This window comes from Actinosynnema pretiosum, assembly GCF_024171695.1.
Lineage (GTDB): Bacteria > Actinomycetota > Actinomycetes > Mycobacteriales > Pseudonocardiaceae > Actinosynnema > Actinosynnema pretiosum.
This window is the reverse complement of sequence record NZ_JAMTCF010000035.1, coordinates 1-25,092: the sequence shown is the minus strand read 5'-3', so window position 1 is coordinate 25,092 and position 25,092 is coordinate 1. Positions and strand designations below refer to the sequence as shown.

The following is a 25,092-nucleotide window of genomic DNA, read 5'->3' as shown; positions in this document are numbered from 1 at the left end:
TGGTCACCCGCCGGTGAACAGGCCGGCGATCCACGAGCCGATGTCGGCGCCCGCGTTCGTCGTGACGGCCAGTCCGATTATGGCCAGCGCGATGATCACTCCGCCGAGTCGCCGCATGACCCCGGCGTTGTCGCCCTTGCCGCCGCCGAGCCACAGCAGCAGGACCGCCACGGTCAGCAGGAGCAGGGGGACGAGGTTGTCGAGAATCCACTGCCGCACGCCTGTTGTGCCCAGCGAGGGGGCTTGCTGCGCGAGTGTTACCAGGGACATGGCGGTCATCTCGTACTCCTGTAGTACGCAGGACTCCACCCGGCGGACCGAGGGGGGTGCGCCGGGGTCGTGCGCTGTCGAGTAGAACACGTCTCGGTCACGAGGCGCACCGGCGTGCTGGCGCTCCGTCGATGATCAAGGCCCGTTCCCTCCGACGTAGATTACGTCTAATCTGACTCACAGCCATAATGGGTCCGAGTCGAGCGGCGGAGAACCGGCTAGCCCGGATTCTCCCGATTGCCGGGACAGTTCACCCGGATGCAGGCACGCAGGTGACGCAACGTGCGCACCGGCGAGGGCTCTTTGGGCTGCTGTTGACGTCGAGTGACCCGTTCGGCAGGGCACGCGCCCCCTGAACGGTCGTGTGGCCCGGATTACCTCGCCGAGGAGGCTCGCAGATGGCCAAGCCGCCCGAAGCCGTGCCCGAGACAGCCACGAGCGTCGTGGAGATCACCGGCGGAGGCGCCGGGGGAGGCGCCGGGGGGATCTCGGGCGGCGTGAACGAGATCACGGTCGCGGCGACCGCGCCCGCGCCCGAACAGACCCTCGGGGACGCGGCCGAACGCGAGGCGGAGCGGGTCGTCGAGCGGGCGGCGGAGCAGGTCGTGGGACAGGTCGTCGGGCAGGCCGCCGCAGCGGTGGCCGGGTCGGCGGTCGGGCCGGTGAGCGGCGGGTCGGCGGTCGGGTCGGCGGTCGATCACGTGGTCGAGCACGTGGCCGAGCACGTGGTGTCGCCGAGCGGGCCGGGGCGGCGGGTGCAGCGGACGGTGAACTTCGACCGGGACGTGCTGGAGCGGGCGCGCGCGGCGGCGACGTACCTGGCCGCGCGGGAACCGGGGTCCGGGGTGCGGAGCCTGGCGGACATCGTGAACCCGGCGGTGGCTGCGTACGTGGCGGAGCTGGAGCGGCGGTACAACGAGGGCGCCGGGTTCCGGCGGGTGTACCGGATGCCGCCGGGACGGCCTTCGCGGAAGCCTTGAGGGGACACGCCTTTCCCACTCCGGAGGAGTGGGAAAGGCAGACGAGCCGGCTTGTAAGCCGGATCCTGTCCACGGGCGCCTCTCGGCGCACCGCTGGGCGGTCATCCATCTAGGCCCGACGTCGCCGCCGGGCTCGTGCGGCCTACCCGCAGGCTCGGGCGGGCAGCCCTCGAACGCCTGCGCAGGCGCCCCCTGGGGGACGCCCTCTTGGCCTTGCTCCGGGTGGGGTTTGCCTAGCCGCCCCCGTCACCGGGGGCGCTGGTGGTCTCTTACACCACCGTTTCACCCTTACCGCCGGCGCGAGCGCCGGTGGCGGTCTGTTCTCTGTGGCACTGTCCCGAAGGTCGCCCCTGGTTGCCGTTAGCAACCACCCTGCCCTGTGGAGTCCGGACTTTCCTCGGCGGCGGGTGACCCCGCCGACGCGACCGCCCTGCCGACTCGTCCGCGCCGACCAGGGTACAGGGTGGGCCGTCCCGCCCCGTGGAACCCCCTGGGGGTGTCCGGTTGTCCGATCCGCCCGGTGCTGCTCTACTCGGTTCCGTGACCGGGAGCACGCTGCTCACCCGGCGACGCCACGTCGACTTCTGCCGCACCGGCGCCGCGATCTGTTGCCGCTGAAGGATTTCACCTCGCGGTCAGAGGCTTCGCCCCCGTCGCCACACCCCCGGCAGCCCCGGTTTTCCCCTCCTGCGGAGAGGTGCGTCCCGTCGTGTCCAGTGTGCTCGTGGTGTCCGGAAGCCCGTCGCCCGGTTCGCGGACCGGGGCGGTGGTGTCGTTGGTCGAGCAGGCGCTCGCGTCGTGCGGGTGCGAGGTGCGGGCGCTGCACGTGCGGCGGCTGCCCGTGCTGTCGCTGATCACCGAGGACCTGCGGGACCCGGTGATCTCCGACGCGGTCGGGGCGGTGCTGCGCGCGGACGGGGTGGTCGTCGTCTCGCCGGTGTACCGGGCCGCGCACAGCGGGCTGGTGAAGGCGCTGGTGGACCTGCTGCCGGAGAAGGCGCTGCGCGGGCGGCCGGTGCTGCCGGTGGCCAACGGGGGCGCGCAGGGGCACCTGGTCGCGATGGACTACGCGCTGGGGCCGCTGCTCGCGGTGAAGGGCGCGGACTCGGTGCTGGCCGGGGAGTTCGTGCTGGACCAGCACATCCGGGGCGGGTCGGTGGCCGAGGAGCGCGCGGTGGGGCTGCGGCTGGCGGTGCAGCGGTTCGGCGAGGTGGTGCGCAACGCCTCCGGGAACCGGCGGCTGCGGATCGCGGGGTAGCGGCGGCGGGGTTGCGGCGGCGGTCAGGGGCGGGGTTGGAGCGGGCTTGCGCGCCCGGCCCCGTGCGGGACCGGGCGCGAGGGTGCGGTCAGCCCAGGTGCGAGGTGTCGTTCACCAACCGGACCGAGGCGTGCCCATCCGGATAGAACTCCGCGATCGACAGCGACGCCAGGTCGAGGTGCAGCCGGTAGAGGATCTCCGGGCCGCTGCCCAGCGCCAGGCGCAGCAGGGTCTTCACCGGCGTCACGTGGCTGACCACGATCACGTCGCGGCCCCCGTGCTCGGCGATCAGCTCCCGCCGGAACCGGTCCACCCTGCGGTGCACGGCGTCGAAGCTCTCGCCGCCGGGCGGGGCGGCGGAGGTGTCGCCGAGCCAGCGGGCGTGCGCCTCGGGGTCGCGCTCGGCGGCCTCGGTGAAGGTCAGCGCCTCCCACTCGCCGAAGTCGACCTCGATCAGGTCCTCGCGCACGTCGACCTCCAGGCCGAGCGCCGAGGCGATCTCCCCCGCCGTCTGCCTGGTGCGCTGGAGCGGGGACGCGACGACGGCGGCGACGCCGTCCAGGGTGGACAGCCTGGCCGCCGCCGCGCGCGCCTGGCCGAGGCCGACCTCGGTGAGCGGCGGGTTGCCGCGACCCGAGTAGCGGCGGGCCACCGACAGCTCGGTCTGCCCGTGCCGCACCAGGTGCAGCCGGGTCGGCCTGCCCTCGGCGCCGGACCAGGACGCCGGGGGCGCGGTCACGTGCGCCGCCGACTTGGCGGGGCGCTCGGTGACGACCGCCCGAGCGGTGGCGGGCTCCCCACCGGAAGCCCCACCGGAAACCTCGGCGGCCTCCGGGACGGCCCCGATCGCCGGGTCGGGCATGACCTTGCCGTCCATGGCGTCGTTCGCGAGCTTGTCCGCGCGCTTGTTGCGCTCGCGCGGGATCCAGCCGTAGCCGACCCGGTCGAACCCGGCCGCCACGTCCTTCGCCTCGGCGGCGAGGGGCTTCATGGCCGGGTGCTTGACCTGCCAGCGCCCGGACATCTGCTCCACGACCAGCTTGGAGTCCATCCGCACGTCGACCTCGGTCGCCCCCAGCTCGGCGGCGGCGCGCAGGCCCGCGATCAGACCCCGGTACTCGGCCACGTTGTTGGTGGCGACGCCGATGGCCTCCCAGCGCTCGGCCAGCACGGTCTCGCCGTCCTCGGCCAGCACCACCGCGCCGTACCCGGCGGGGCCGGGGTTGCCGCGCGAGCCGCCGTCGGCTTCGACGAGCACCTTCACAGACCGGACTCCCCGGTGCGCACCATGATCGCGCCGCACTCCTCGCACTGCACGACGTCGTCGGCCAGCGCCTCCTTGACCTTGGCGATCGCGCTGCGGTCCAGCTCGATGCGGCACGCGCCGCAGCGGCGGGACTGGAGCAGCGCCGCGCCGGTGCCCTTGTGCAGCCGGACCCGGTCGTAGACGGCCAGCAGGGGCGCCTCGAAGGTCGACGCGATGGTCTTGCGCTCGGCGGTGCGCTTGGCCTCGGTGGACTCCAGGTCGGCGAGCGCGGAGTCGCGCCTGCGGGCGGCGTCGGCCAGGGTCTCCTGGGCGTTCGCGAACTGCGCGGAGGCGTGCTGGCTGTCGACCTCGACGGCCTCGCGGCGCTCCATCAGCTCCAGCAGGTCGTCCTCCAGCGCGCCGCGGCGGCGGCCGAGGGTGGCCAGCTCGTGCTCCAGGTCGGTGAGCTGCTTGGCCCCGACGCTGCCACCGGCCAGGAGCTTGCGGTCGCGCTCCTCGCGGGCGCGGACCTGGTCGATCTCGGTCTCCTGGCGCTTCACGTCGCGGTCCAGGTCGCCGAGGGTCGTCTCGACCGCGGTGAGCGCGTCCTGCTTGGCGCGCACCTGCTTCTCGGCCTCGGCGATCTCCGCGATCTCGGGCAGCGTGCGGCGGCGGTGCTCGACCCGCGCCAGCTCGGTGTCAACCCGCGCGAGGTCGAGCAGCCTGCGCTGCACAACGGGATCGGCTTTCACTTCAGCGGTCCTCCTGTTCGGGGCTCGTCGCGCCGGTGGTCCAGGGGTCGGTCCGCCGGGTCGAGACGAGGGCTTCGACCGTACCGCCGAAGGCGGCGCGCACGATGTCGGCCGCCTGCGCGCACCACGGCCACTCGCTCGCCCAGTGGGCGACGTCGACGAGGGCCGGGCCGCCCGCGTCCAGGTGCTCGCGGGCGGGGTGGTGCCGCAGGTCGGCGGTGACGTAGGCGTCCACGCCCGCGCGCGTCGCGGCGGACAGGTGGCTGTCGCCCGCGCCGCCGCACACCGCGACGGTGCTGATCACCCGATCCGGGTCGCCCGCCGAGCGCACGCCCCACGCGGTGGCGGGGAGGGCGGCGGCGACGCGGCGGGTGAACGCGCTGAGCGGCTCGGGCTCCGGGAGCACGCCGATCCGGCCGGTGCCGGTGTCGGCGGGCAGCTCGGGGATCTCGTTGAGGTTGAAGGCGACTTCCTCGTACGGGTGCGCGGCGCGCAGCGCCCGCACGACGTCGGCGCGGCGCCCGCGCGGCAGCACGAGCTCGAGCCGGGTCTCCGGCAGCCGCTCCAGCTCGCCGACCACGCCGATCGCCGGGTTCGCGCCGTCGACCGGGCGGAACTGGCCGGTGCCGTCGACGCTCCAGGCGACCTCGCGGTAGTCGCCGGTGCTGCCCGCGCCCGCGTCGTGCAGCGCGGCCAGGACCTTCGCGGCGTCGGCGACCGGGACGTAGGTGGTGAGCACGTCCAGCGCGCGGGCCGGGGCCGGGTCGAGCGGGCCGGTGACCTCCAGGCCGATGGCGCGGGCCAGCGCGTCGGACACGCCGGGGTTGGCCGCGTCGGCGTTGGTGTGCGCGGTGTAGAGGGCGGCGCCCGCGCGGATCAGGCGGTGCACGAGGCGGCCCTTGGGGGTGTCGGCGGGCACGCCGTGGACGCCGCGCAGCAGCAGCGGGTGGTGCGAGACGAGCAGGTGCGCGCCGACCTCGATCGCCTCGTCCACCGTGGACTCGACCGGGTCCACGCAGAACAGGACCCTGCTGACGGGTTCGGAGCGGTCGCCGCACACCAGGCCGACCGCGTCCCAGGACTCGGCGGTGGCGGGCGGGTAGGCCGCCTCCAGCGCGGCGAGCACCTCGCCGAGGGTGGTCATGTCTCCTCCAGTGCGACTCGGAGCGCGTCGGCGAGCAGCGCGGTCTCCTCGGGGGAGCGCACGGCCACGCGGACGTGGTCGGGGGTCAGGCCGGGGAACGTGTCGCCCCGGCGCACGGCGATGCCCTTGTCGCGCAGCGACCGCCGCACGCGGGCGCCGTCCGGCACGCGCAGCAGCAGGAACGGGGCCTGCGGCGGGGTGACCAGGTGCGCGGCGAGGACGTCGGCGGCGTGGGCGGCGCGGGACGCGGTCAGCTCGGCGAGCGCGGCGGCCTCGGCCAGCGCGGCGGGCTCGCAGCAGGCGGTGACGGCCTCCAGGACGAGGGTGCCCACCGGCCACTGCGGGCGGCGCGCGGCGAGGCGGGCCAGCGCGGCCGGGTCGCCGAGCAGGTAGCCGGCGCGCAGGCCGGCGAGCGCCCAGGTCTTGGTGAGGCTGCGCAGGACGAGCAGGCCGGGCACGTCGGTGGCGGCGGCCAGCGAGCCGCGCTCGCCGGGGACCGCGTCCATGAACGCCTCGTCGACCACGAGGGTGCGGCCGGGGCGGGCCAGCGCGCGGAGGGCGCCCGCCGGGTGCAGCACCGAGGTGGGGTTGGTGGGGTTGCCGACCACGACCAGGTCGGCCTCGTCCGGGACCAGCGCGGGGTCGAGGCGGTAGCCGTCGCGCTCGGCGAGCTGGACGCGGTGGACCGGGACGCCCGCGTCGCGCAGGGCGACCTCGGGCTCGGTGAACGAGGGGTGCACGACGGCGGCCAGGGTCGGGCGCAGCTCGGGGAGCAGGGCGAAGCCCTCGGCGGCCCCGTTGAGCGGGAGGACCTGGTCGGGGGTGCGGCCGTGGCGGGCGGCGGCGCTCTCGCGGGCGGTGCGCTCGTCGGCGCGGGTCGGGTAGGCGCCGAGGTCGGCGAGGCGGGCGGCGAGGCGGTGGACCAGCCAGTCCGGCGGGGACGGGGCGCGCACGTTGACCGCGAAGTCCACCAGGCCGGGGGCGGCGTCGACGTCCCCGTGGTGGCGCAGCAGCTCGCGCTCGGGGTCCTGGCTGGTCATCGGCGGGAGTTTAGGCGATGGGCGCGCGCGGGCCGGGGCGCGGCGGCCCCGGTCGGCGGGGGTGGGCCCCGGCGATCAGCCGAGGAAGGAGACCAGGAGCGCGCAGCAGATCAGCGCCAGGCACGCGGTGGAATGCCACCACTGCGGCGCGTTCGCCGCTCTGGGCAGCGTCGCCGACTGCCGTTCGTCGACCACCACGGCGTGCTCCCCCTCCCCCAGCGAACCGCCGTTCATACTACCGCTGATCTGCGGTTTCGGGGTGTGCGACCGGTCGCTCGGGAGAAATCACCGAATGCGGTCGGGTGATCACGTTCGGGAATTGTCGTGGTGTTTTCCGGGGAGTTCCGGAATTGTTTTTGGTCCGTTCGGCGGTGTCGCTCCGGGGCTGTTCGGGCTGTCGCCGCTCAGTGGGCGGTGCGCAGGCACGGGCGGCACAGGACGCGCAGGTTGCCGACCGTGGAGGGGCCGCCCTCGGCGAGCGGGACGACGTGGTCGTAGTTGAGGCTCGTGGTGCCGCCGCAGTGCGCGCAGCGGCCCCGGTCGCGCTCGAACACGGCGCGGCGCACCTCGGCGGGGATGCGCGGGTGGCGGGGGTTGAGCGAGGTGAGCAGCAGGGTGCGCTCGGCCAGCGCCTCGCCCCTGACCCGCTCGGCGACCACGCGGGCCAGCACGTCGGCGGGCCGGTAGCCGCGCGACTCGGCGTAGACGGCGTCCTCGAACCACCACCAGCAGGTCCGGCCGCGCTGGACGATCCGCACCGGGCGGGTGCGGCGGGCCCGGTCGAGGGCGGCGTGGGCGCGGGGCCGGACGCGGACCGGCGGGCAGCCGGTGGCCAGGAAGAAGCGGCGGGGCAGGAAGAGCAGGCCCCGGTCGGTGAGGAAGCCCGCGTTCGGGTCGGGGCGCAGGGCGCCGTCACCAGGCGGCGGGCGGCGGGTGAACGCGGGGGTCGGGGGCGGGCGGCGCAGGGCGAGCGAGGTCAGGGCGAGCAGCAGGAGCGCCGCGGTCAGGAGGATCAGGGACCCCAGCGCGGCGGCGAGCGGGTCTTGCGGGTTCGACGGCATCCGGCCCCCTCGCTCTTGATCGTCGTGCGGGGCGGGGGCGGGGGTCCAGCGGGTTCACCCGTAGTGCGCAACGGTTCTCCTAGGCTGCGACCGGTCCGCTGCGGTTTCCCGCCGGCTCCGCGCGGCTCCCGTGCTGTCGAGAGGTCGAGTGAGGACTCCCATGCTCTCCGTGGTGTTCGTGTGCACCGGCAACATCTGCCGATCCCCCGTGGCGGAGATCGTGCTCCGGGAGCACCTGCGCCGGGCCGGGATCGAGGGGGTGGCGGTGTCGAGCGCGGGCCTGCAGGGGTTCCACGTGGGCGAGCCCGCCGATGAGCGGAGCGCGGCGACGCTGGAGCGGGCCGGGTACCCGACCGACCACGTGGCCGCGCAGGTCAGCGCCGAGGACCTGGACGCGGACCTGCTGGTGGCGCTGGACTCCGGGCACGCGCGGGTGCTGCGCGGGATGGTCGGGGACGGGGAGCGGGTGCGGTTGCTGCGGTCGTTCGACCCGGAGGCGGAGTCGGACGAGGTGCCCGACCCGTACTACTCGGGGCGGGCGGCGTTCGCGGAGGTGCTGGGGATGGTGGAGGCGGCGGTGCCGGGGTTGCTGCGGTGGGTCCGGGAGCAGCGGTGACGGGGCGGTTGGTGGCGCCGGGGCGGTTCGCGACCCCGGACGTGGACCCGGCCGCCGTCGCGGCCGAGGTGACCGGTTTCGAGGCGGTCGCGGTGCGGCGGATCGGCGACGCGGTGCACGAGGTCGACCTGGCGGACGGCGACCTGGTGGTGGTGAAGGCGAACCCGGTGGCGCGGGCCGAGGCGGCGGGGCTGGAGTGGCTGGCCGAGCCGGAGGGGCCGCCGGTGCCGGGGGTGCGCGGGTGCTCGGACGACTGGCTGGTGATCGACCAGGTGGAGCCGGGCAGGCCGTCGCCCGGCGCGGCCGAGGAGTTCGGGGCGAGGCTGGCGGCGCTGCACGCGACGGGCGCGCCCGCGTTCGGCTCGCCGCCGCCGGGCGGGCCGGTGGAGGCGACGATCGGGCTGGCGCCGATGCGGAACGCGGAGGGGGGCGGGGCTTGGGCGGAGTGGTTCGCCGAGCACCGGGTCGAGCGCTACGCGCGGCTGGCCGTGGACGCCGGGCACCTGACCGCCGCCGAGGCGGCCGTGGTCGGGTCGGTCCGGGTGGAGGCGCCGGAGGAACCGCCCGCGCGGCTGCACGGGGACCTGTGGAGCGGGAACGCGCACTGGGCCGCGGACGGTCGGGTGTGGCTGATCGACCCGGCGGCGCACGGCGGGCACCGGGAGAGCGACCTGGCGATGCTGGCCCTGTTCGGCTGCCCGCACCTGGACCGGGTGCTGGCGGCGTACCACGAGGCCGCGCCGCTGGCGGACGGCTGGCGGGAGCGGGTGCCGCTGCACCAGCTGTTCCCGCTGCTGGTGCACGTGGTGCTGTTCGGGCGGGCGTACGCGGCGCAGACCGTGGCGGCGGCGCGGTCTGCGCCCCGGTGAGCGGGCGGCGGGTGCCGGGCCCCGCTCGGCGACGGCGGTGACCTGCGGCTTCGCGGTGTGACCGGGACCTCGCCGAGGCCCGCCCCGGCGCTCCCACCAGCGCGGCGTCCGGTATGTCCGGTTCACCCCGGCACGAGGTCCGCGTCGGCAGGGATTACCGTGGGTGCCGTGCGGTTGAGGTTTCTGCTGCGGCCCGGTTGGCTCGCGTTGACGGTTGCCGTGTGGATTTTCGCCGGCGTGTGCATCTGGATGCTCGCGCCCTGGCAGTTCGGGCGGGACGACCAGCGCGTGGGTCAGAACACCGCGCTGTCCGAGGCGATGGCCACCGATCCGGTGCCGTTCGCCGAGGTGCTGGACGAGCCCAACGCCGAGCACGAGTGGCGCCGGGTCGTGCTGACCGGCCGGTTCCTTGCCGACTCCGAGGCCGTCGCCCGGCTGCGGACCGTGCAGGGCGAGGCCGCGTACGAGGTGCTCACGCCCTTCCGGACCACCGACGGGCCCGTCGTGCTGGTCGACCGGGGGTACGTGCGGCCCGCCGACGGCATGGGCGTGCCGGACCTGACCACGCCGCCGTCCGAGCAGGTCAGCGTCACCGCGTGGACCCGCGCTGAGGAGCCGGACCTGCGGGACGGGTTCCTGGAGGACGGCGAGCGTCAGGTCTACTCGATCAACACCGCGACCGTCGGGCGCATGGTCGGGCTGGACATCCGGCCCGGCTACTTCCAGCTCGACGTCGACCAGCCGGGGCTGGAGTCGGCGCTGCCGCTGCCCCGCATGGAGGCCGGGCCGTTCTACTCGTACGCGCTGCAGTGGCTGGCGTTCGGGGTCATGGCGATCGGCGGGTGGCTGTACTTCACATGGCGCGAGGCCAAGCCCGGTGGCGCGCTGACCAGGGAGCGCGAGAAGAAGCCGCGCCGCAAGTCCGTGGCCGAGATGCTGGCCGAGGACGAGGCCGAGGACGCCGACGTCGACGAGCGGGCGAACCAGAGCAGGGAAGAGCGCGAGAGCAGCCCCGCCTGAGCGGTGGGCCCTGAGCGGTGGGCGGGGACGGCCTGCGGGAAGGTCCCCGCAGGTCGAGGCGAGGGCTCAGCCCCGTCGCCTGCGCCGCACGAGCACCGCGACCAGCGCGGACACAACCGCCGCGCCCGCGCCGACCACCCTGGACAGCTCCACCGCCCGCGTCACGTGCCCCGCGTCCGGGTTGCGCCCGTGCCCCAGCACCGGCCGGTCCTCCGGGCCGTACGAGTACACCGTGCGCCCCCCGAGCTGGATCTCCAGCGCCCCGGCGAACGCCGCCTCCACCTGCCCGGCGTTCGGGCTCGGGTGCGCCGCCGCGTCCCGCCGCCACACCTGCCACGCCTCCCCCGCCGAGCCGCCCACCACGGGCGCGCCCGCGACGGTCAGCAGCGCCGCCAGCCTGGACGGCAGCAGGTTCGCCACGTCGTCCAGCCGCGCCGCCGCCCAGCCGAAGTTCCGGTAGCGGGCCGACCGGTGGCCGATCATCGCGTCCAGGGTGTTCACCGCCCGGTAGCCGAGCAGGCCGGGCACCCCGGCGACCGCGCCCCACACCAGCGGCGCGACGACCGCGTCCGAGGTGTTCTCGGCCACCGACTCGACGGTCGCCTTCGCCAGGCCCATCGTGTCCAGCCGCTCCGGGTCGCGCCCGCACAGGTTCGGCAGCCGGTCGCGGGCCGCCGCCAGGTCGCCGCCGTCCAGCTCGCGGCCCATCGAGGTGCCCTCGTCGGCCAGCGAGGCGCCGCCGAGCACCGCCCAGGTCGCGGCGGCCGTGGTCAGCGCGCGCAGCGCCTCGGACCGCCCGGCCAGCCGCTCGACGGCCGCGCCCGCGAGCACGACCCCGCCGACCAGCACGGCCACGTGCGCGGCGCCCGCGCCCTTGTCGTCGCGGTGCAGCCGCTGCTCCAGCGCTCCCGCGACCCGGCCGAACGCCGCGACGGGGTGCCCCCGCCTCGGGTCGCCGAACACCGCGTCCGCCGCCACGCCCAGCGCCAACCCGACCGCACGTCCCAGGCTCACCACGGCACCGTAACCCCGACACGGACGGTGCCCACCGGCAGGCGGGGCGTGTCGGAAGGGGGAAAGGCCGTCGACACGGACGGTGGGCGAAAACGGCCCGCAACGCGGGAATCAGCACGGACGGTGCTGGTCAGCGCCCCACCTCCGGGCGACAGCCACCACGGACGGTGCAAGACCTCCGGTGCGGGCCGAACGGAGCAGCCGACTCGCGCCGCCCGTGCGTGCGCACCCCCCGCCACGCCCTAGGGTGGCACCCCGTGGAACCAGCCCGCTTGAAGCTCTACGCCTACCTGGACGCGCGCGAGCACCAGCGCACCTACCTGGCGATCATGCGGCTGTTCACGTCGACGCTGCTCGCCGACCTGTCGGCGGGCGAGGTCGCGGGCGCGCTGGCGGGCGCCGAGCGCGAGGGCCGGGTGGACCACGGCGAGTCGCGCATCGAGAACGTGATCAACCGGCTCAAGCAGCTGGTCGAGTGGGGCAACCTGGTGCAGGGCCGCCGCGAGGTGGTGGCGTCCAGCATCGCCGAGTTCCAGCACGGCAGCGTCCGCTACCAGGTCAGCAAGCTCGCGGTGCGCGTGCAGCGGGACGTGGACGAGCTGCTGCGGGTGCCGGAGGGCGCCCGCGAGGTCTCCCGCGAGCTGCTGCCCGCCGTCGAGCGCGGCCTCGGCCAGCTCGGGCGCACCCTGTCCGAGGCGCTGCTCACCGGCGGGCGCGGCCCGCGCGAGGCGCTCGCCGAGCAGGTCACCACCCTGTTCCTCCAGCACGCCGAGCTGGCCGCGACCGTCCGCGACTTCTACGCCTACCTCGGCCAGGTCGTCACCCGGCACCACCTGGCCGCCGACGAGATCAGCGGCTTCCGGGACCTGCTCGTGGAGTACATCCAGCGGGTGGTGGAGGACGTGCTGCGGCACACCCCGGCGATCGCGGCGGCGCTGGCGAGCCTGGCGGGCGCGCGGCCGGAGCTGCTGCGGCTGCTGGGCGCGTCGGGCCTGGGCGACCGGGTGGAGCGGGCGCGCGGCCGGTCCGCCGAGGACTGGCGGGAGCTGACCGACTGGTTCGTCGACCGGCCGGGCCGCCCGAGCCAGGTCACCGCGCTGCGCGACGCGACGGCCCGCGCGATCGGCTCGCTGCTGGCCAGCGTGAAGCGGGCCACCTCGGGCGGCGGGCTGCTGCCGGGCCGCCGGGCGGAGCTGCTGAAGCTGGCCGCCTGGTTCGACGGCGGCACCCGCGAGCAGGCGCACGAGCTGTACGCGGCGGCGTTCGGCCTCTACGGGGCGCGGCACCTGTCCCCCGCGCCCGAGCACGACAGCGACAACGAGCGGACCCCGTGGAACCGGGGCCCGGTGGTGGACGTGCCGGTGAGCGTGCGCAGCCGGTCGGACCGCAGCGCGCGCGGGCGCACCTCGCGCATCCTGGACGACCCGATGACCGAGCAGTCCCTGCTGGCCGAGGCCAGGAGCGCGGACGAGCGGCGCGCCGCGTCCGTCGCGGAACTGGCGGCGGCGGCGCCCCGGCTGGCCGAGGCCGAGCTGTCCGGCGAGGCGCTGGGCGTGCTGTGCGAGCTGCTGACCCTGGCGATGGCGCAGCGCGACAGCACCGTCGACCCCGGTTCGGCGGCCGACCCGGTGCGCGGGCTGCGGGTGACCGTGGAGCACGTGGCCGGGCGCTCCGCGGTGATCCGCTCGAAGGCCGGAACCCTGACCCTGCACGACTCGACCCTGGTGCTGGACTGATGTTCGACGACCTCTCGGAGATCGACTCCGCGATCGTGGTGCGCTGCGCGCGCACCCTGCTGCGCCGTCCGCTGCTGCGCGCCGACGGCCCCGACGGCGAGCTGCTGGGCGCCGTCTACCGGCACCGGTTCGCGCTGCAGGACCTGTTCGCGGGCCTGCTGGGCTACCGGCTGGTGGTGGAACGCCGGTTCGCCCGGCTGTACAAGTCCGGCCCCGGCCACGACGACAGCCGGGGCGCGGCGCTCTCGCCGCGCGGCTACGCGTACCTGGCGCTGGTGCTGGCCGTGCTGACCGGCGTGGGCCGCCAGGTGCTGCTGTCGCGGCTGGTCGCCGACGCGCGGGCGGCGGCGGCCGAGGCCGGGATCGCCGTGGTGGACGACGTGGTGGACCGGCGGGCGCTGACCTCGGCGCTGCGGCACCTGGTGGCGCTGGGCGTGCTGCACGAGACCGAGGGCTCGGTGGACGCGCAGGCCGAGGCGCTGATCACGGTGGACACCGACCTGCTGGGGCAGCTGCTGACCGGCCCGGTCGGCGAGGCGGACAGCGCGCGGCGGCTGGTGGAGCTGGCGGCGCGGCCGGGGCCCAGGGGCGTGGAGCACGCGGTGCGGCGCAGGCTGGTGGAGAACCCGGTGGTGCTGTACGCGGACCTGCCGCAGGAGCAGGCGGACTGGTTGCGGCGCAACCAGCGCAAGGAGTCGGCGCTGCTGGAGACCGCGTTCGGGCTGCGCACCGAGTGCCGCGCCGAGGGCGTGCTCGCGGCCGACCCCGAGGAGTACCTGACCGACCTCTACTTCCCCGGCACGTCGACGGTGGCGCGGATCGCGCTGCTGGCGCTGCCGGAGCTGCTGGAGGCCCCGCCGGGGGCCGGTGGGCGGCACCCGGTCGACCCGGCGCGGGTGCGCGAGGTGTGCGCGGAGCTGGTGGCGGACTACCCGGCGGCGTGGTCGAAGCAGTACGTGGAGGACCTGGGCGGGCTGACCGCCGAGGTGTTGGAGCTGTTGCGGCGCACCGGGTTGGCCGCGCCGGACGCGGAGGGGCGCGGCTGGTCGCTGGCGCCGGTCGCGCACCGGTGGGTCCCGGCCCCGGACGGGGCGCCCGAGCGCGAGGTCGAGGTCGTGGCGGTCGCGCCGGAACCGCAGAGCTGGTCGTTGTTCGATGAGGAGAGCGCGTGAGCGACAGGTGGCGGCTGCACCGCGGCGGGATCGTCAACATCTGGCAGTACGCGGAGCAGGTGTTCGACTTCTCCGGCGGTCGGGCGATCTTCCAGGGCACCAACGGGTCGGGCAAGTCCCGGACGCTGGAGCTGCTGCTGCCGCTGTGCCTGGACGGGGACCTGCGGCAGGTCGGGTCGAAGGGGTTCGACACGGTCAGCCTGCGGCGGCTCATGCTCGACGACTACGACGGCGGTCCGAACCGGATCGGGTACGCGTGGATCGAGCTGCGGCGCGGTGAGGACGAGTACCTGACCTGCGGGTTGGGCGTGAAGGCCTCGAAGACCTCGCAGGCGATCACCGACTCGTGGCGGTTCATCACGCCGCTGCGGGTGGGCAGGCAGCTCCAGCTGGTGGGGGCCGAGCGCACCCCGCTGGGGCCCGCGCACCTGCGGGAGGCCATCGGCGCGGACTGCGTGCTGGAGGAGGCCGCGTTCCGGGCTCGGGTCGCCGAGGAGGTCTACGGCGTCCCGGCCGCCCGGTACGGGGACCTGCTGCACCTGCAGCGGACGCTGCGCAACCCCGACGTGGGGTTGAAGGTGCTGGAGGGGCAGCTGGAGCAGATCCTGTCGGACGCGCTGCCGCCGCTGGACCAGGCGATGGTGGAGCAGCTGGCGACCTCGTTCGACGACCTGGAGTCGATCCGGGAGAACATCACCCGGCTGTCGGCGGCGGACTCGGCGCTGGGCACGTTCCTCAAGACGTACTCGGACTACGCGCTGGGCGGGCTGCGGTCGTCGGCCGAGCGGCTCGGCGCGGCCGAGGACGGGGTGCGCAAGCTGGAGCGGGAGGGCGCGCGGCTGACGGCGGCGCTGGAGCGGACCCGAGCGGAGCGCGCCGACGCCGAGCGGTCGCAGACCGCGCTGGAGGCCGGGGAGCTGCGGGCCGAGGAGAAGATCGGGGCGCTCAAGGAGCTGCCCGCGTTCCGGGGGTTGGAGGACCTGCGGACGCGCGAGCGGCTGGTGGAGGAGAAGCGGTCGTCGGCTCGGGTCGCGCTGGAGGTCGCGGCCAAGCAGCGGGCGCAGGAGGACGGCGCGGTCGACGGGGTGCTGCGGCTGCTGCGGCGGCTCGCCGAGGACCTGGGGACGGCTCGGGAGCTGGCGGAGCCGTTGCGGGGGCGGTTGCTGGCGGCCGGGTTGGAGCTGGAGCTGCCCGCCGTGCCCTCGGTGGTGTCGGCGGAAGCCGTGGTGGTGCGGGCCGAGTCGGTGCGGGCCGAGCCCGATCCGGAGGCCGAGCCTCGGGTGATCGAGCGGCGGGTGCCGCCTGCGGCGCCGGTGGTGCCGCTGGAGGCGGTGGAGGCGGTGGCGGACCGGGTGGCCGAAGTCGCGGCCGAGGCCGGGCGGCGGGGGGCGCTGGTGCTGGCGCTGCACCAGCGGTCGGTGGAGCTGGACTCGGCGGCTCGGGCGCTGGGGTCGTTGGAGGGGGCGGTCGGGGACGCCGAGCGGGCCGCGTCGGAGGCGGTGGCGCGGCGGGACCGGGAGGCCGGGGAGCTGGCCGAGGTCGGGCGGGAGTGGTTGGCGGCGGTGGCCGCGTGGCGGGACGTGGAGCCGTTCGCCGGGATCGCGCTGCGGTTGCCGGAGGCGGTGGACCCGGCTCGGGCTCGCGGGTTGGCGGGCAAGGCCCGTGAGGGGGCGCGGCCTGCGGTGTCGGCGGCTCGGGAGGCCGAGCGCGGCGCGGCGGACCGGGTGGCCGGGTTGCGGGTCGCGATCGACGAGCGGGACGCGGAGCTGGCCGGGTTGCGGGGCGGGTCGGAGCGGGCGCCCGACGCTGGTCGGTTCACGGGTGGGGAGCGGGACTCCTCGGCCGGGGCGCCGTTCTACCGGCTGGTGGACTTCCGGGAGGAGGTTGGCGAGGCGGAGCGGGCCGGGCTGGAGGCCTCGCTGGAGGCTTCCGGGTTGTTGGACGCCTGGGTACCGGGGGACCCCGCGCTCGCGGTGGTGGGCGGGGCGCGCGACGAGGTGTTCGCGGTGCCGGGCGAGGCGGTGGTCGGGGCGTCGCTGGCCGACGTGCTGGAGCCCGCCGTCGAGCCGGGGTCGCCGGTGTCGGCGGAGGTCGTGGGGGCGTTGTTGGCCTCGGTGTCGTTGGCCTCGCCGGGTTCCGGGGCGGGCGCGGCGGTCTCGGCGGACGTCGGTGGCGGGTGGCGCGCCGGGGTGCTGGTGGGGCGGTGGGGCAAGGCCGCTGCCGAGTTCATCGGCGCGGGCGCGCGGGAGGGCGCGCGGCGGCGGCGGATCGGGGAGTTGGAGGAGCGGCTGGCGGGCCTGCGCGAGGAGCTGGGCGCCGCCGAGGTCGAGGCGGTGGCGGCGCGCGAGCAGGTGCGGCGGTGGGAGTCGCACCTGGAGCGGTTCCCGGCCGACCGGGATCTGGTGGCCAAGCACGGGCGGTTGCAGGCCGCGCAGGAGGGGGCGGAGCGGGCCGGGCGCCGGGTCGGCGAGCTGGAGGAGGAGCTGGGCCGGGCGCGGGCGCGGGACGCGGCGGCGCGGGCCGAGGTGGTGCAGGAGGCTGCGACGGCCGGGCTGGTGGCCGAGACGGAGGCGTTGCGGCAGGCGCAGCAGGCGGCGTCGGACGCGCAGCGGACGGCTGATCGGTTGGGGGACGTGCTGCGGCGGCAGTGCGGGGGGACGTTGGCCGATCTGGCGGACGCGGCGCACCGGTACCGGGTGGCCGAGCAGGATCGGGTGGCGGCCGAGCAGGACGCGGAGGAGCGGTGCTCGGACCACGCGGCGCAGGCTGCGACGTTGAGCGAGCTGGCGGACGCGGTCGGGGGTGAGGCGCGGGAGGTCGCCGACCAGTTGGCCGCGCTGGAGGCCGGGCGGCGGACCACCCGCGAGGACCTGCGGGAGATGCGGGAGCAGGTCGCGGAGGCTCGGGAGAAGGCGGCGAAGCTGGAGGCTCAGCTGGAGGCGTCGGGCGAGCAGTTGGCGGGGGCGCGGGAAGGCGCGGAGCGGGCCGAGGGGCAGTTCCTGGCGGCCGTGCGCGCGCCGGGTGTGCTGGTGGCCGCGCTGCCCGAGGCCTCGGCCGAGTGGGGGGCCGGTGAGATCCGGGAGGCGCTGGCCGGGATCGACCGGCGGGGTGCGGGTGAGGCCACGGTGATCACGAAGTTGCAGGCGTTGCAGACGTCGTTGGCCGGGAGCCACGACATCGCCGCCGAGCAGCACGCCGGGTTGTTGACGGTGACGGTGACCGGGGAGGAGGGCGCTCGGCCGGTGGCGCTGGCGGCTCGGCAGGTCGCGGTGAAGCTGGCCGAGCAGCGCGGGTTCCTGGACGAGCGGTACCAGACGATCTTCGCGGATTATCTGATCCGGGACCTCGCGGAGTGGTTGCGGGGGCAGATCGCGGTCGCCGAGGACCTGTGCAAGCGGATGAACGAGGTGCTGGGGAAGGCCCGGTCCAGCCAGGGGGTGCACGTGAAGTTGGCGTGGAAGCCCTCGGGGGCGTTGGACGAGGGGACTCGGGACGCGTTGGCGCTGGTGCGGTTGCCGTACGCGGGGCGTGATCCGGAGCAGGACGCGACGCTGCGGCGGGTGTTCACCGAGCGGATCGAGCAGGAGCGGGACTCGCAGAGCGGTAGTTACGCCGAGGTGCTGTCGCGGGCGCTGGACTACCGGACCTGGCACCAGTTCACGGTGACCGTGGCGGACACCGGGCCGGATGGCGGGCCTCGGGAGCGGCGGTTGCGGCAGTTGTCGTCCGGGGAGACGCGGTTGATCTCGTACGTGACGCTGTTCGCGGCGGGGGCGGCGTTCTACGACGCGGTGAGCGGGGAGTTCTCGCCGTTGCGGTTGGTGTTGTTGGACGAGGCGTTCGAGCGGTTGGACGATCCGACGATCGCTCGGATGCTGGGGTTGCTGGTGGACCTGGACATGGACTGGGTGATCACCTGGCCGTCCGGGTGGGGGGTGTCGGATCGGATTCCCCGGATGCATATCTATGACGTGCTGCGGCCGAAGAACGGGCGTGGGGTGGCTTGCACGCAGACGACTTGGGATGGGGCCGGGTTGGACCGGGTTGATCCGTAGGGGTGGGTGGGTTCGGGGGTGGGGTCACGAGCTGAAGAGCTCGCCTCGCCGGCGGGGCAGGCCTCCAAAAACGAGGGGGACACGGCTGCGGTTGGCTGCGGCTTGGGCTGGTGGTCGCGTTTACGGCGAACTACTGCGGTGGGCGGGGTCCCTCGTCTCCGTTTGGCCTCCATACGGAAGACAGTGGCTCTGAGCAGGTACTTTGGTGAGGTGGTCAACACGTCGGGTTCCCCAGGGGAGCACCACACCTCACAGGGAGCCCAGACGTGGCCACGATCGAACAGCGCGCCCGCAAGGACGGAAGCGTTGCGTACCGCCTGAAGTGGCGTTTCGGCGGCGGGCGGGACGGCGCACCGCAGAGCCGGACGTACGACGACCGCGCCGACGCCAAGAGCATGAAGGGCGCGGTTGAGGCGCTGGGGCACCGCGTCTACGACACCGACCCCCGTGTCATCACGTTCGAGCTGGTGACGGGCCAGCGGCCCAACAACTACTCCGGCGCGACTTTCGACGAGGAGGTGGAGCGGTACATCACCAGCCGGCGGCGCGCCAGCGCCACCAGCCGGGATCTGTACCGCCGCACCCTTCGGCGTGCCGCACCTCTGTTCCACCGCTCGGTCGAGTCGATCACGACCGAGGACATCCAGAACGTTCTTGACGGGCTCACCAGGGCCGGTGAATCGGCTCATTTGCTGGCGGACCTCTTGGGCGGGCTTTTCAAGGACTCTGCCGCCAGGCACGACTACCCCAATCCGATGCTCGGGGTGCAGCGGCCGGACAAGCGTCCGCGCACCGGTAATTTCCTCACCTCCAAGGACGCCGCGCTGTTGGTCGCCGCGTGCTACGCCCTGCCCCGTACGGGGGCGCGGTTGGGTGTCCTGGTTGAGGTGTTGTTGGCGACCGGGTTGCGCATTTCGGAGGCTCTGGGGCTGACGGTCGCGGACGTGGACGTGGATGACCTCGGTCGCGTCACGATCGCGGTGGAATTGCAGTTGGAGCGCCAGCGGAAGGGACAGGCGATTGGGGCGCGCGTCCCGCTCAAGACTCGGGCGAGTCACCGGCGGATCGCGGTCGATCCCGACACGGCGGAGTTGCTTGTCCGGCTGATCCACGGACGGCCGCACAACGCGCCGTTGTTCACCTGCCCCGGCACCGGGAAGTGGTGGTCCCACCAGGCGGTCGGGTACGCGTTCCGCAAGGCCCGTGCCGCCGCCAAGAGCGCGGGAATGGTGCGCACCCCGCGCATTCACGACCTGCGCCACACCCACGGTTCGTGGCTTCTCGCGGACGGAATCCCGCTGCTGGTCGTCTCGCGTCGTCTCGGCCACGAGTCGATCACCATCACGGCCAACACCTACGGCCACGTGATGCCGGAGGCCGACGACGCGATTCGCGCCGTGATGGCCACCCGCCGGGCGAACCTGTCCGAGCGCGTGGCGGGCGTGGTCGTCCCGATCACCGGCGCTGCCACCGGCACGTCCTCCAAGCGCAGCAAGGCGAAGGGCAGGGGCAAGGCCGCTCAGGCGGCCTGACCCCCTTTTTCCAGAGTCCGGCCGGGTCTTTCCCCGGCCGGGCCCGCTCCCCCTTCCGCTTTGCCCGCGATTGGAGACGTGCCCCGATGATCGAATTCACGAGCGGGGACACCGTCACCACCCGTGCCCGCAAGTTCCTCGACCACGACGGCGTGGGGTTCCTCGCGCTCACGACCCCGTGTTGCGCGGTGGAGACCCACCGGCCGGTCTGGTCGCTGGTGGACTCGTACCTGAGCGGTTGGCCGCTCTACCTCCGGTGCGGTCGGTCCTACGGGGTCCGGGCCATCGGCGTGGACGACCCGGCCGGTTGCGATCGGCTCTGGTCGGTCCGGGTGACGCTGGCCGAGGACGGTCTACCCGATGAGGTGATCTGGACCGCCTAGGCGGCCCGCACAGCCACACCAGGCGGCCGGGGAGGGTAGTGGCCTCCCCGGCCGCTTTCATCGTCTCAGGCCCGCTCAGCCCTTGGCGGCCGACTTGCCCACCTCTCACAGGGCTTGAGCAAGTGAGCAAGTGAGCAAGTCGCGAAGTTTTGCAGGTCAGCGACTTTTCCAACTTGCTCACCCTTGGATGTGGGTAAAGCCGGTAAACCTGGCAGACTTCAGCACTTCATGTTCAACGGCCAGCAACGGCCAATTTTTCACGGGTCTCTGGACCACATTCCCAACTCCCGCCTAGGGTGCCGTTATCCGACCATCACGGACCTAGTGATCGGAAGGGTCCCGGCTACCCAAATGTGGGTTCATTAGTGCAACTTGGCCGGTTCCGGACTTGACAACTTAATATCAACTGAATAGCGAGAACTCTAAATGCCGATCACGGCCAACTCGTTCCGCGGTGAACTTGCCCCGCCCTACCTGGTCGAACGCATCATCAACCAGGCGTTGGCAGGGGCCCCGTTCACGCAGTCCCTCACCCCGGTACCCACGTCCACCGGCAAGGTCGTCTTCCCCTTGGCCTCCCCCACGGGCGCGGAATGGCTCAACGAGATGCAGCCCTACCCGATGGCCACCCTCAACGACGACGCCTACACCGTGGCCGCCGCCAAGCTCGGGACCATCGTCCTGCTCAGCGAAGAGTCCGTTTCGGACACTGCCTTCCCTATCGTGGAACAGCTTTCGAACATGTTGCAGGACACGGCAATGTCCAAGTTGGACACTGACCTGCTCAACGGCGATGGTCAGGGCACCACCCCGCGCGGAGTGCTCGGCGCGGCCACCACCGTCCCCGGCGCGTCGTGGATCGCGGGTATCGGCACGGCCGTGGGCCAGCTCGGCGCACAGGGAGCCACGGCTACGCGGATCGCGTTCAACCCTGCCGACCATGCCACCGAGAACGCCCGCGTCAGCCCCGACGGCCGCCCCATCTGGGGACCCGACGGCGTGGCCGGACAGTTCGGACTGACCCCCGTCATGGTCCCGTCCATACCCACCGGACAGGCTCTGGTCTACGACCACACCCGCGTCTACTACATCCAGCGGGAATCGGAAATGCGCTTCCTCCGTGAACGCTATGCCGAGCAGGGCGCGATCGGCATTCGCGTGACCATGCGCGCAGCCATCGCCGCCCCGGCCGCCCTGAAGTCCATGCGCCTGGTCACGCTCACCACCACGCCGACTGCCACCGTCAAGACCAGGTAGTCCACCACCCTGGGGAGGTACCCCCTCCCCAGGGTTCTTCCATATCGGATCGTCATAGCACCCGACTCCACGCCAGGGTTTAGGTCTTCGCGAAACGATGTGGACAGCAACACGTCGTCGTCGGCCAGCTCGGTCCACGCCGTACGGGGCCAGGAACGCGCGCACACCGGGCACGCCAAAGTGTCCGGGCCGTCCAGGCGGAGCACGCCCGTACAGGGGCCCTCAGCGCCCCCAGGACACGCGCGCACGTCCACCGGGGCCCTGACCCCCGCCACGGCCCGACAGGCCCGTGCGACGGCCGTCAGCTCCTCCGCCGCGTCACCGACCCACCCGGCCCCGGCCACGACGTCCACGTGGGCCCTCAGGAACGCCACGGCGGACGCCACGGCCATGCGGGCCCGGCACCGGGCAAGCCCAGCTCGGCCCGGAGCTGGCCAGCCCAACCGACGACCACGGCCGGGATCGAGACCGGGCCCGTGCCGTCAACCGGCAGGGACGTACGCCAGTCGAGCAACGACAGCACGAAATCGTTGGCCGGTGATGAGGGACCGAATCCAAGCGTGCGACACCCGTCAGACCGCTGTCCCCGTGACGGTCCGACTCGACCCGCGACGGTAGGCCACAGATCGGCGATATCCGAGAGAATCCGCACAAGATGGCCGCGACAACGGCCACACACGGCCAAACCGGGCAAAGCCGGAACTCGGTGCGATGACGAGAAGTCAGAACGCATACAGACAGGACAGAAGCGCCCTCTCCGAACCGGGAGTGAGCGGTGGGGCGCGCCGACCGGCAACAGCGCGCCAGAGTCAAGATGATCATAGGACGTCGACAGCGGTCAGGTATGCGCCGTTGGCCGGAGCCCTACTTTTTACCGGAGTGCTGCTTGCTCACTTGCTCACTTGTTCATATCGAGAAGACGGAGCAGTGGCACGCGAACAAGCTCAAACATCAGTCCGCTACACCTACAAATGCCGCAAGCTTTCGCAAGTCAGATTTGACCGAACGTCGTTCCCGCTTGAGCATTCCCCTAATCATGGAATGGACGCGTCCGGTGAAAAGCAACTGCTCCGGCGCTGCCATCCGCGCCAAAATGAGAGCATCCACCGACTCGCGGTCTTTTCCACGTAGGAAGTTCGCCCAAGCGACAGTGATCAGGTGTGAGACCTTGCGTTCGGCAAGTTCGATGGGCAAGTTTTCGTGTGGAACGCCTTCGGATTCGGCAACAGCTCGACCAGGGTCCCCCAATTCCAAAGAAAGCCAGACCTGATGAATAGCTATGTTCGTGGGACCAAAAGCTAGCCAGAAGTCATTACGGTCACCCACTTTTTCGGCGGCCCGGGAAGCTTCTTTAAAGTAATCCCTAGCTGCCCTGTGGTCGTTTAGGGTGGCTGCGCCGACAGCACCTTTTAGCATCAATGATCCGTACATGCTATAAGCCTCGGGCGTATCCAGGTGAGGGCGCAGTGCATCAGCAGCAAAGACGGGAGCGTCGACAGATTCCGTAAGGCGTCCGGCATGACGCAAGACAACCGCAAGCCGCCATGCACCCCCTGCAATCAACAAGGGATCTTCACTTTGCTCGGCGGCCTGAATGGACCTTTCTGCTGCAATCCACGGGAGGTGTTGCTCACCTAGACGGTCTAGCATTCCGCTAGTCACTCGATAAACCAAAGCTTGCAGCTTCCCCGCGTCCCGCTTTTCGGCTTCACTTTTAGCCGAGTTCATCAAATGCCAGGCGTCGGCAATCATGTCGGGGACAAGCGGGGCCATTTCAGACCAGCGCTCAGTCTGGGAACAGAAAAAAGCTTTTTCGATACGGATTTTCAAGTGCTCCGGAGATACGGTCACCCGGTCTGGAATGTTAAAAAGGCTAGACATTCCGTTGTATCGCAGCATTGCCGATTCAATTTCAGGAACAGTATTAGGTGCCGTGCCGAGCGTATCGCCACGGTTTGTCGTAGCCCTAAACGGCCCAGGCAAAAGGAGGGCTGGCTTGATTCGTAGCGCCTCAGCTATAGCGACAATGGTAGATAACTTATCCACCTGCCTTTTCCCGTTTTCGATCTGTCTGAGCCACTCGGTCGTGCGTCCGCCCGCCAGGCCGCACAGAACCTCCTGAGTCATCCCTTGCCGCAGGCGGTAGTGGAGGATGCGTTCACCCACTGTCGCCTCAGTGTCTAGCCACATAAGTCCAGGATACCTGGCATCCGCTGCCCCCAACGGTCCCATGCCGTACCACCCGTTGGGGCTATGCCGGTTGGGCAAGTAGACCCCAAACAAAAAGTTGGGGTCAGTCGCACCGCTTGGGCTTACCTTCCTGGTCGGACGCAGCAGTTGAAGGCTGCGTGTGCAACCTCACTCACCCGCGAGAGTGATCGACACAGTTAGGGGGCCGAAGCAGCTGGGCCGAGCCGCAAGGCGGTGCTGGTCAAGCTGAAACCCAAGATGCCCTACACAATCAAGCTAAAGGATGAAGCATTCGCCAAAGCGGCCAGACTGGCCGGCTTAAATTCCGACTACGCTTTGGCGAAAGCCATGGATGTGAACAGGTCAACTATAACCAGAGCTTTGGCGGGAGTTTTGCAACCCGGTCCAGCATTCATAGGCGGAGCTCTGGCTGCGCTAGCTCCCATGGAGTTCAAGGATCTTTTTGAAGTACTTAAAGGTGATGTCTGACCGATTGCTCCGCGAGGGGTCGGGGCAAGCAGTCGGTTAAACATTTGGGCAAAGTTGATCGGTGAGATTTGACATGAATGCTCGCCTTTTCAAGTGGTTCCCATACTCCGGAAAGCGACATGCAGTCCCCGTCGAAAGCGGGGAGGCCGAAGAAACTAAAACTTTGTGCGGGGTTGATGTTCCGGCGTCGCGGGACAAACTTCCAGGGCTTGCACGGTGCTGGTCAACCTGTACGGATTGCGACACCGAGTGGCGGAACAGGGAAGGGATCTCACAGTTTCCTCCCTTGCGAATTAAGATAAACCAGGGAAGGCGTGGAGAACTTGGCCAAAAATGAGAGTCTGGAAACTATCGCAACGAGCATCAATGACAACCTTCCGGAGAAGTCCACGTCAGAAGATTTCCTGAAAGTCTTAAAGAAAAAGGCATTGAAAGATGCTCCGGCAATGTACGCGATCGCTTACGAGATCGACGATGGAAACGACCTCGCTGTGGTGGCCTACGGTCTCGCATTCGACAACCGATCCGAGACGATCGGTATAAACGACAACTTTCACAGTTGTTCCGCGACGCCGGGAGATGCAGCAAATCTCTATGCCGGATTCGTGTCTGACGAAAATCTCAAGACGCATCTGGTATGGCTCGACTGAAAATTGGTTCGGCACTTAGGCGCGTTTGATGACCTCGCCAGTGTACGAGCAACTGAATTCTGTCGAGACGTTGAGAGGCCGCCCCCTTCGAGTACGGGGGTGGCCTCTCAACGTCTACGCGCCCCGGCTGGCTGCTGGTGCTGCTACTTTGACCTCGCCGCTTAGCCCTCACCGGCCGAGCGGGGCCAGGAACGACAGGAACGTGTTCCCCGTGGGATCACCGACTGGCTGACTCCGTCAGCAAGGGGCCTTCTCTGGCCACTTTGGACCGCTCTGAACAGCAGCGATGCAGGTCAGAGGGGACCGTCTCCGTATGGCCTCCTTTCAGGCAAGCACAGGCGTCAAGACGCCGTTTGAC

General features: G+C 71.9%; 23 protein-coding genes and 1 other RNA gene. 14 read left to right on the top strand and 10 right to left on the bottom strand.

Features of this window, described 5'->3' with window-relative positions; translation table 11 throughout:
* Positions 1-3 precede the first annotated feature (3 nt).
* Entirely contained in the window at positions 4-279 is a 276-nt protein-coding gene (locus LV78_RS39545) for a hypothetical protein (RefSeq protein ID WP_012783507.1), read from the bottom strand.
* A 389-nt stretch (positions 280-668) separates the two neighbouring features.
* Here LV78_RS39545 and LV78_RS39540 point away from each other — a divergent pair, with 389 nt between their 5' ends.
* A complete protein-coding gene (locus LV78_RS39540) occupies positions 669-1,250 on the top strand; it encodes a ParB family protein (RefSeq protein WP_253851350.1) in 582 nt (193 codons plus the stop codon).
* A gap of 38 nt (positions 1,251-1,288) precedes the next feature.
* Here LV78_RS39540 and rnpB read toward each other — a convergent pair.
* Positions 1,289-1,691: RNase P RNA component class A (gene rnpB / locus LV78_RS39535), an RNA gene on the bottom strand.
* A 268-nt stretch (positions 1,692-1,959) separates the two neighbouring features.
* Between rnpB and LV78_RS39530 the strand changes: the two genes are divergently transcribed.
* The gene (locus tag LV78_RS39530; protein WP_253851349.1) at positions 1,960-2,508 is read left to right on the top strand and encodes an NAD(P)H-dependent oxidoreductase; all 549 of its coding nucleotides are present in this window, start codon (positions 1,960-1,962) and stop codon (positions 2,506-2,508) included.
* Positions 2,509-2,596: 88 nt separating this feature from the next.
* Here the strand turns inward: LV78_RS39530 and LV78_RS39525 are convergent, their stop codons facing one another.
* The 6 genes from LV78_RS39525 to LV78_RS39505 all read right to left on the bottom strand — a co-directional run bounded on the left by LV78_RS39525 (position 2,597) and on the right by LV78_RS39505 (position 7,751).
* Complete coding sequence (locus LV78_RS39525) at positions 2,597-3,766, bottom strand: bifunctional RNase H/acid phosphatase (RefSeq protein ID WP_253851371.1); 1,170 nt, start codon at positions 3,764-3,766, stop codon at positions 2,597-2,599.
* A gap of 2 nt (positions 3,767-3,768) precedes the next feature.
* Entirely contained in the window at positions 3,769-4,506 is a 738-nt protein-coding gene (locus LV78_RS39520) for a zinc ribbon domain-containing protein (protein WP_253851348.1), read from the bottom strand.
* Between the two features lies 1 nt (position 4,507).
* Positions 4,508-5,650 (bottom strand): Nif3-like dinuclear metal center hexameric protein, encoded by a 1,143-nt coding sequence (locus LV78_RS39515; protein ID WP_253851347.1) that lies wholly within the window; start codon positions 5,648-5,650, stop codon positions 4,508-4,510.
* A complete protein-coding gene (gene cobC, locus LV78_RS39510) occupies positions 5,647-6,690 on the bottom strand; it encodes an Rv2231c family histidinol phosphate aminotransferase CobC (protein ID WP_253851346.1) in 1,044 nt (347 codons plus the stop codon). Before cobC ends, LV78_RS39515 begins: the two co-directional genes overlap by 4 nt.
* A 75-nt stretch (positions 6,691-6,765) precedes the next feature.
* Entirely contained in the window at positions 6,766-6,888 is a 123-nt protein-coding gene (locus LV78_RS41395; RefSeq protein ID WP_301308270.1) for a hypothetical protein, read from the bottom strand.
* A gap of 206 nt (positions 6,889-7,094) precedes the next feature.
* Positions 7,095-7,751, bottom strand: a complete 657-nt coding sequence (locus tag LV78_RS39505) for an HNH endonuclease (protein ID WP_253851345.1) — start codon at positions 7,749-7,751, stop codon at positions 7,095-7,097.
* Between the two features lie 160 nt (positions 7,752-7,911).
* Here LV78_RS39505 and LV78_RS39500 point away from each other — a divergent pair, with 160 nt between their 5' ends.
* The 3 genes from LV78_RS39500 (at position 7,912) to LV78_RS39490 (ending at position 10,256) form a co-directional block, all read left to right on the top strand.
* Positions 7,912-8,367: a low molecular weight protein-tyrosine-phosphatase gene (locus LV78_RS39500; protein WP_253851344.1), complete on the top strand. Its 456-nt coding sequence runs from the start codon at positions 7,912-7,914 to the stop codon at positions 8,365-8,367.
* Positions 8,364-9,236: a fructosamine kinase family protein gene (locus LV78_RS39495; protein ID WP_372495055.1), complete on the top strand. Its 873-nt coding sequence runs from the start codon at positions 8,364-8,366 to the stop codon at positions 9,234-9,236. The genes LV78_RS39500 and LV78_RS39495 overlap by 4 nt, the downstream gene beginning before the upstream one ends.
* A gap of 168 nt (positions 9,237-9,404) precedes the next feature.
* Complete coding sequence (locus LV78_RS39490; RefSeq protein WP_253851343.1) at positions 9,405-10,256, top strand: SURF1 family cytochrome oxidase biogenesis protein; 852 nt, start codon at positions 9,405-9,407, stop codon at positions 10,254-10,256.
* A gap of 66 nt (positions 10,257-10,322) precedes the next feature.
* Here the strand turns inward: LV78_RS39490 and LV78_RS39485 are convergent, their stop codons facing one another.
* The gene (locus LV78_RS39485) at positions 10,323-11,270 is read right to left on the bottom strand and encodes a cobalamin biosynthesis protein (protein ID WP_253851342.1); all 948 of its coding nucleotides are present in this window, start codon (positions 11,268-11,270) and stop codon (positions 10,323-10,325) included.
* 257 nt (positions 11,271-11,527) lie between these two features.
* On the opposite strand from LV78_RS39485, the gene LV78_RS39480 reads away from it, so the two are divergent.
* The 6 genes from LV78_RS39480 (at position 11,528) to LV78_RS39455 (ending at position 21,405) form a co-directional block, all read left to right on the top strand.
* Entirely contained in the window at positions 11,528-13,006 is a 1,479-nt protein-coding gene (locus LV78_RS39480) for a DUF2397 domain-containing protein (RefSeq protein ID WP_253851341.1), read from the top strand.
* The gene (locus LV78_RS39475) at positions 13,006-14,178 is read left to right on the top strand and encodes a TIGR02678 family protein (protein WP_253851340.1); all 1,173 of its coding nucleotides are present in this window, start codon (positions 13,006-13,008) and stop codon (positions 14,176-14,178) included. Before LV78_RS39480 ends, LV78_RS39475 begins: the two co-directional genes overlap by 1 nt.
* Positions 14,175-18,233, top strand: a complete 4,059-nt coding sequence (locus tag LV78_RS39470; RefSeq protein WP_253851339.1) for a TIGR02680 family protein — start codon at positions 14,175-14,177, stop codon at positions 18,231-18,233. Before LV78_RS39475 ends, LV78_RS39470 begins: the two co-directional genes overlap by 4 nt.
* A 266-nt stretch (positions 18,234-18,499) precedes the next feature.
* On the top strand, positions 18,500-19,765 hold the full coding sequence (locus LV78_RS41930) for a tyrosine-type recombinase/integrase (protein ID WP_253851338.1): 1,266 nt from the start codon (positions 18,500-18,502) through the stop codon (positions 19,763-19,765).
* A gap of 86 nt (positions 19,766-19,851) precedes the next feature.
* The gene (locus LV78_RS39460) at positions 19,852-20,148 is read left to right on the top strand and encodes a hypothetical protein (RefSeq protein WP_253851337.1); all 297 of its coding nucleotides are present in this window, start codon (positions 19,852-19,854) and stop codon (positions 20,146-20,148) included.
* A gap of 426 nt (positions 20,149-20,574) precedes the next feature.
* Positions 20,575-21,405, top strand: coding sequence for a phage major capsid protein (locus LV78_RS39455; protein WP_253851336.1), 831 nt, complete (start codon positions 20,575-20,577; stop codon positions 21,403-21,405).
* Positions 21,406-22,356: 951 nt separating this feature from the next.
* Here LV78_RS39455 and LV78_RS39450 read toward each other — a convergent pair.
* Entirely contained in the window at positions 22,357-23,571 is a 1,215-nt protein-coding gene (locus LV78_RS39450) for a helix-turn-helix domain-containing protein (RefSeq protein WP_253851335.1), read from the bottom strand.
* 258 nt (positions 23,572-23,829) lie between these two features.
* On the opposite strand from LV78_RS39450, the gene LV78_RS39445 reads away from it, so the two are divergent.
* The 3 genes from LV78_RS39445 (at position 23,830) to LV78_RS39435 (ending at position 24,734) form a co-directional block, all read left to right on the top strand.
* A complete protein-coding gene (locus LV78_RS39445; RefSeq protein WP_308208812.1) occupies positions 23,830-24,084 on the top strand; it encodes a transcriptional regulator in 255 nt (84 codons plus the stop codon).
* Between the two features lie 73 nt (positions 24,085-24,157).
* Positions 24,158-24,421 carry an HC3 family zinc finger protein gene (locus LV78_RS39440; RefSeq protein ID WP_253851368.1) on the top strand — a complete coding sequence of 88 codons (264 nt, stop codon included), beginning with the start codon at positions 24,158-24,160 and terminating at the stop codon, positions 24,419-24,421.
* Complete coding sequence (locus LV78_RS39435; protein WP_253851334.1) at positions 24,399-24,734, top strand: hypothetical protein; 336 nt, start codon at positions 24,399-24,401, stop codon at positions 24,732-24,734. The genes LV78_RS39440 and LV78_RS39435 overlap by 23 nt, the downstream gene beginning before the upstream one ends.
* Positions 24,735-25,092: the final 358 nt, after the last annotated feature.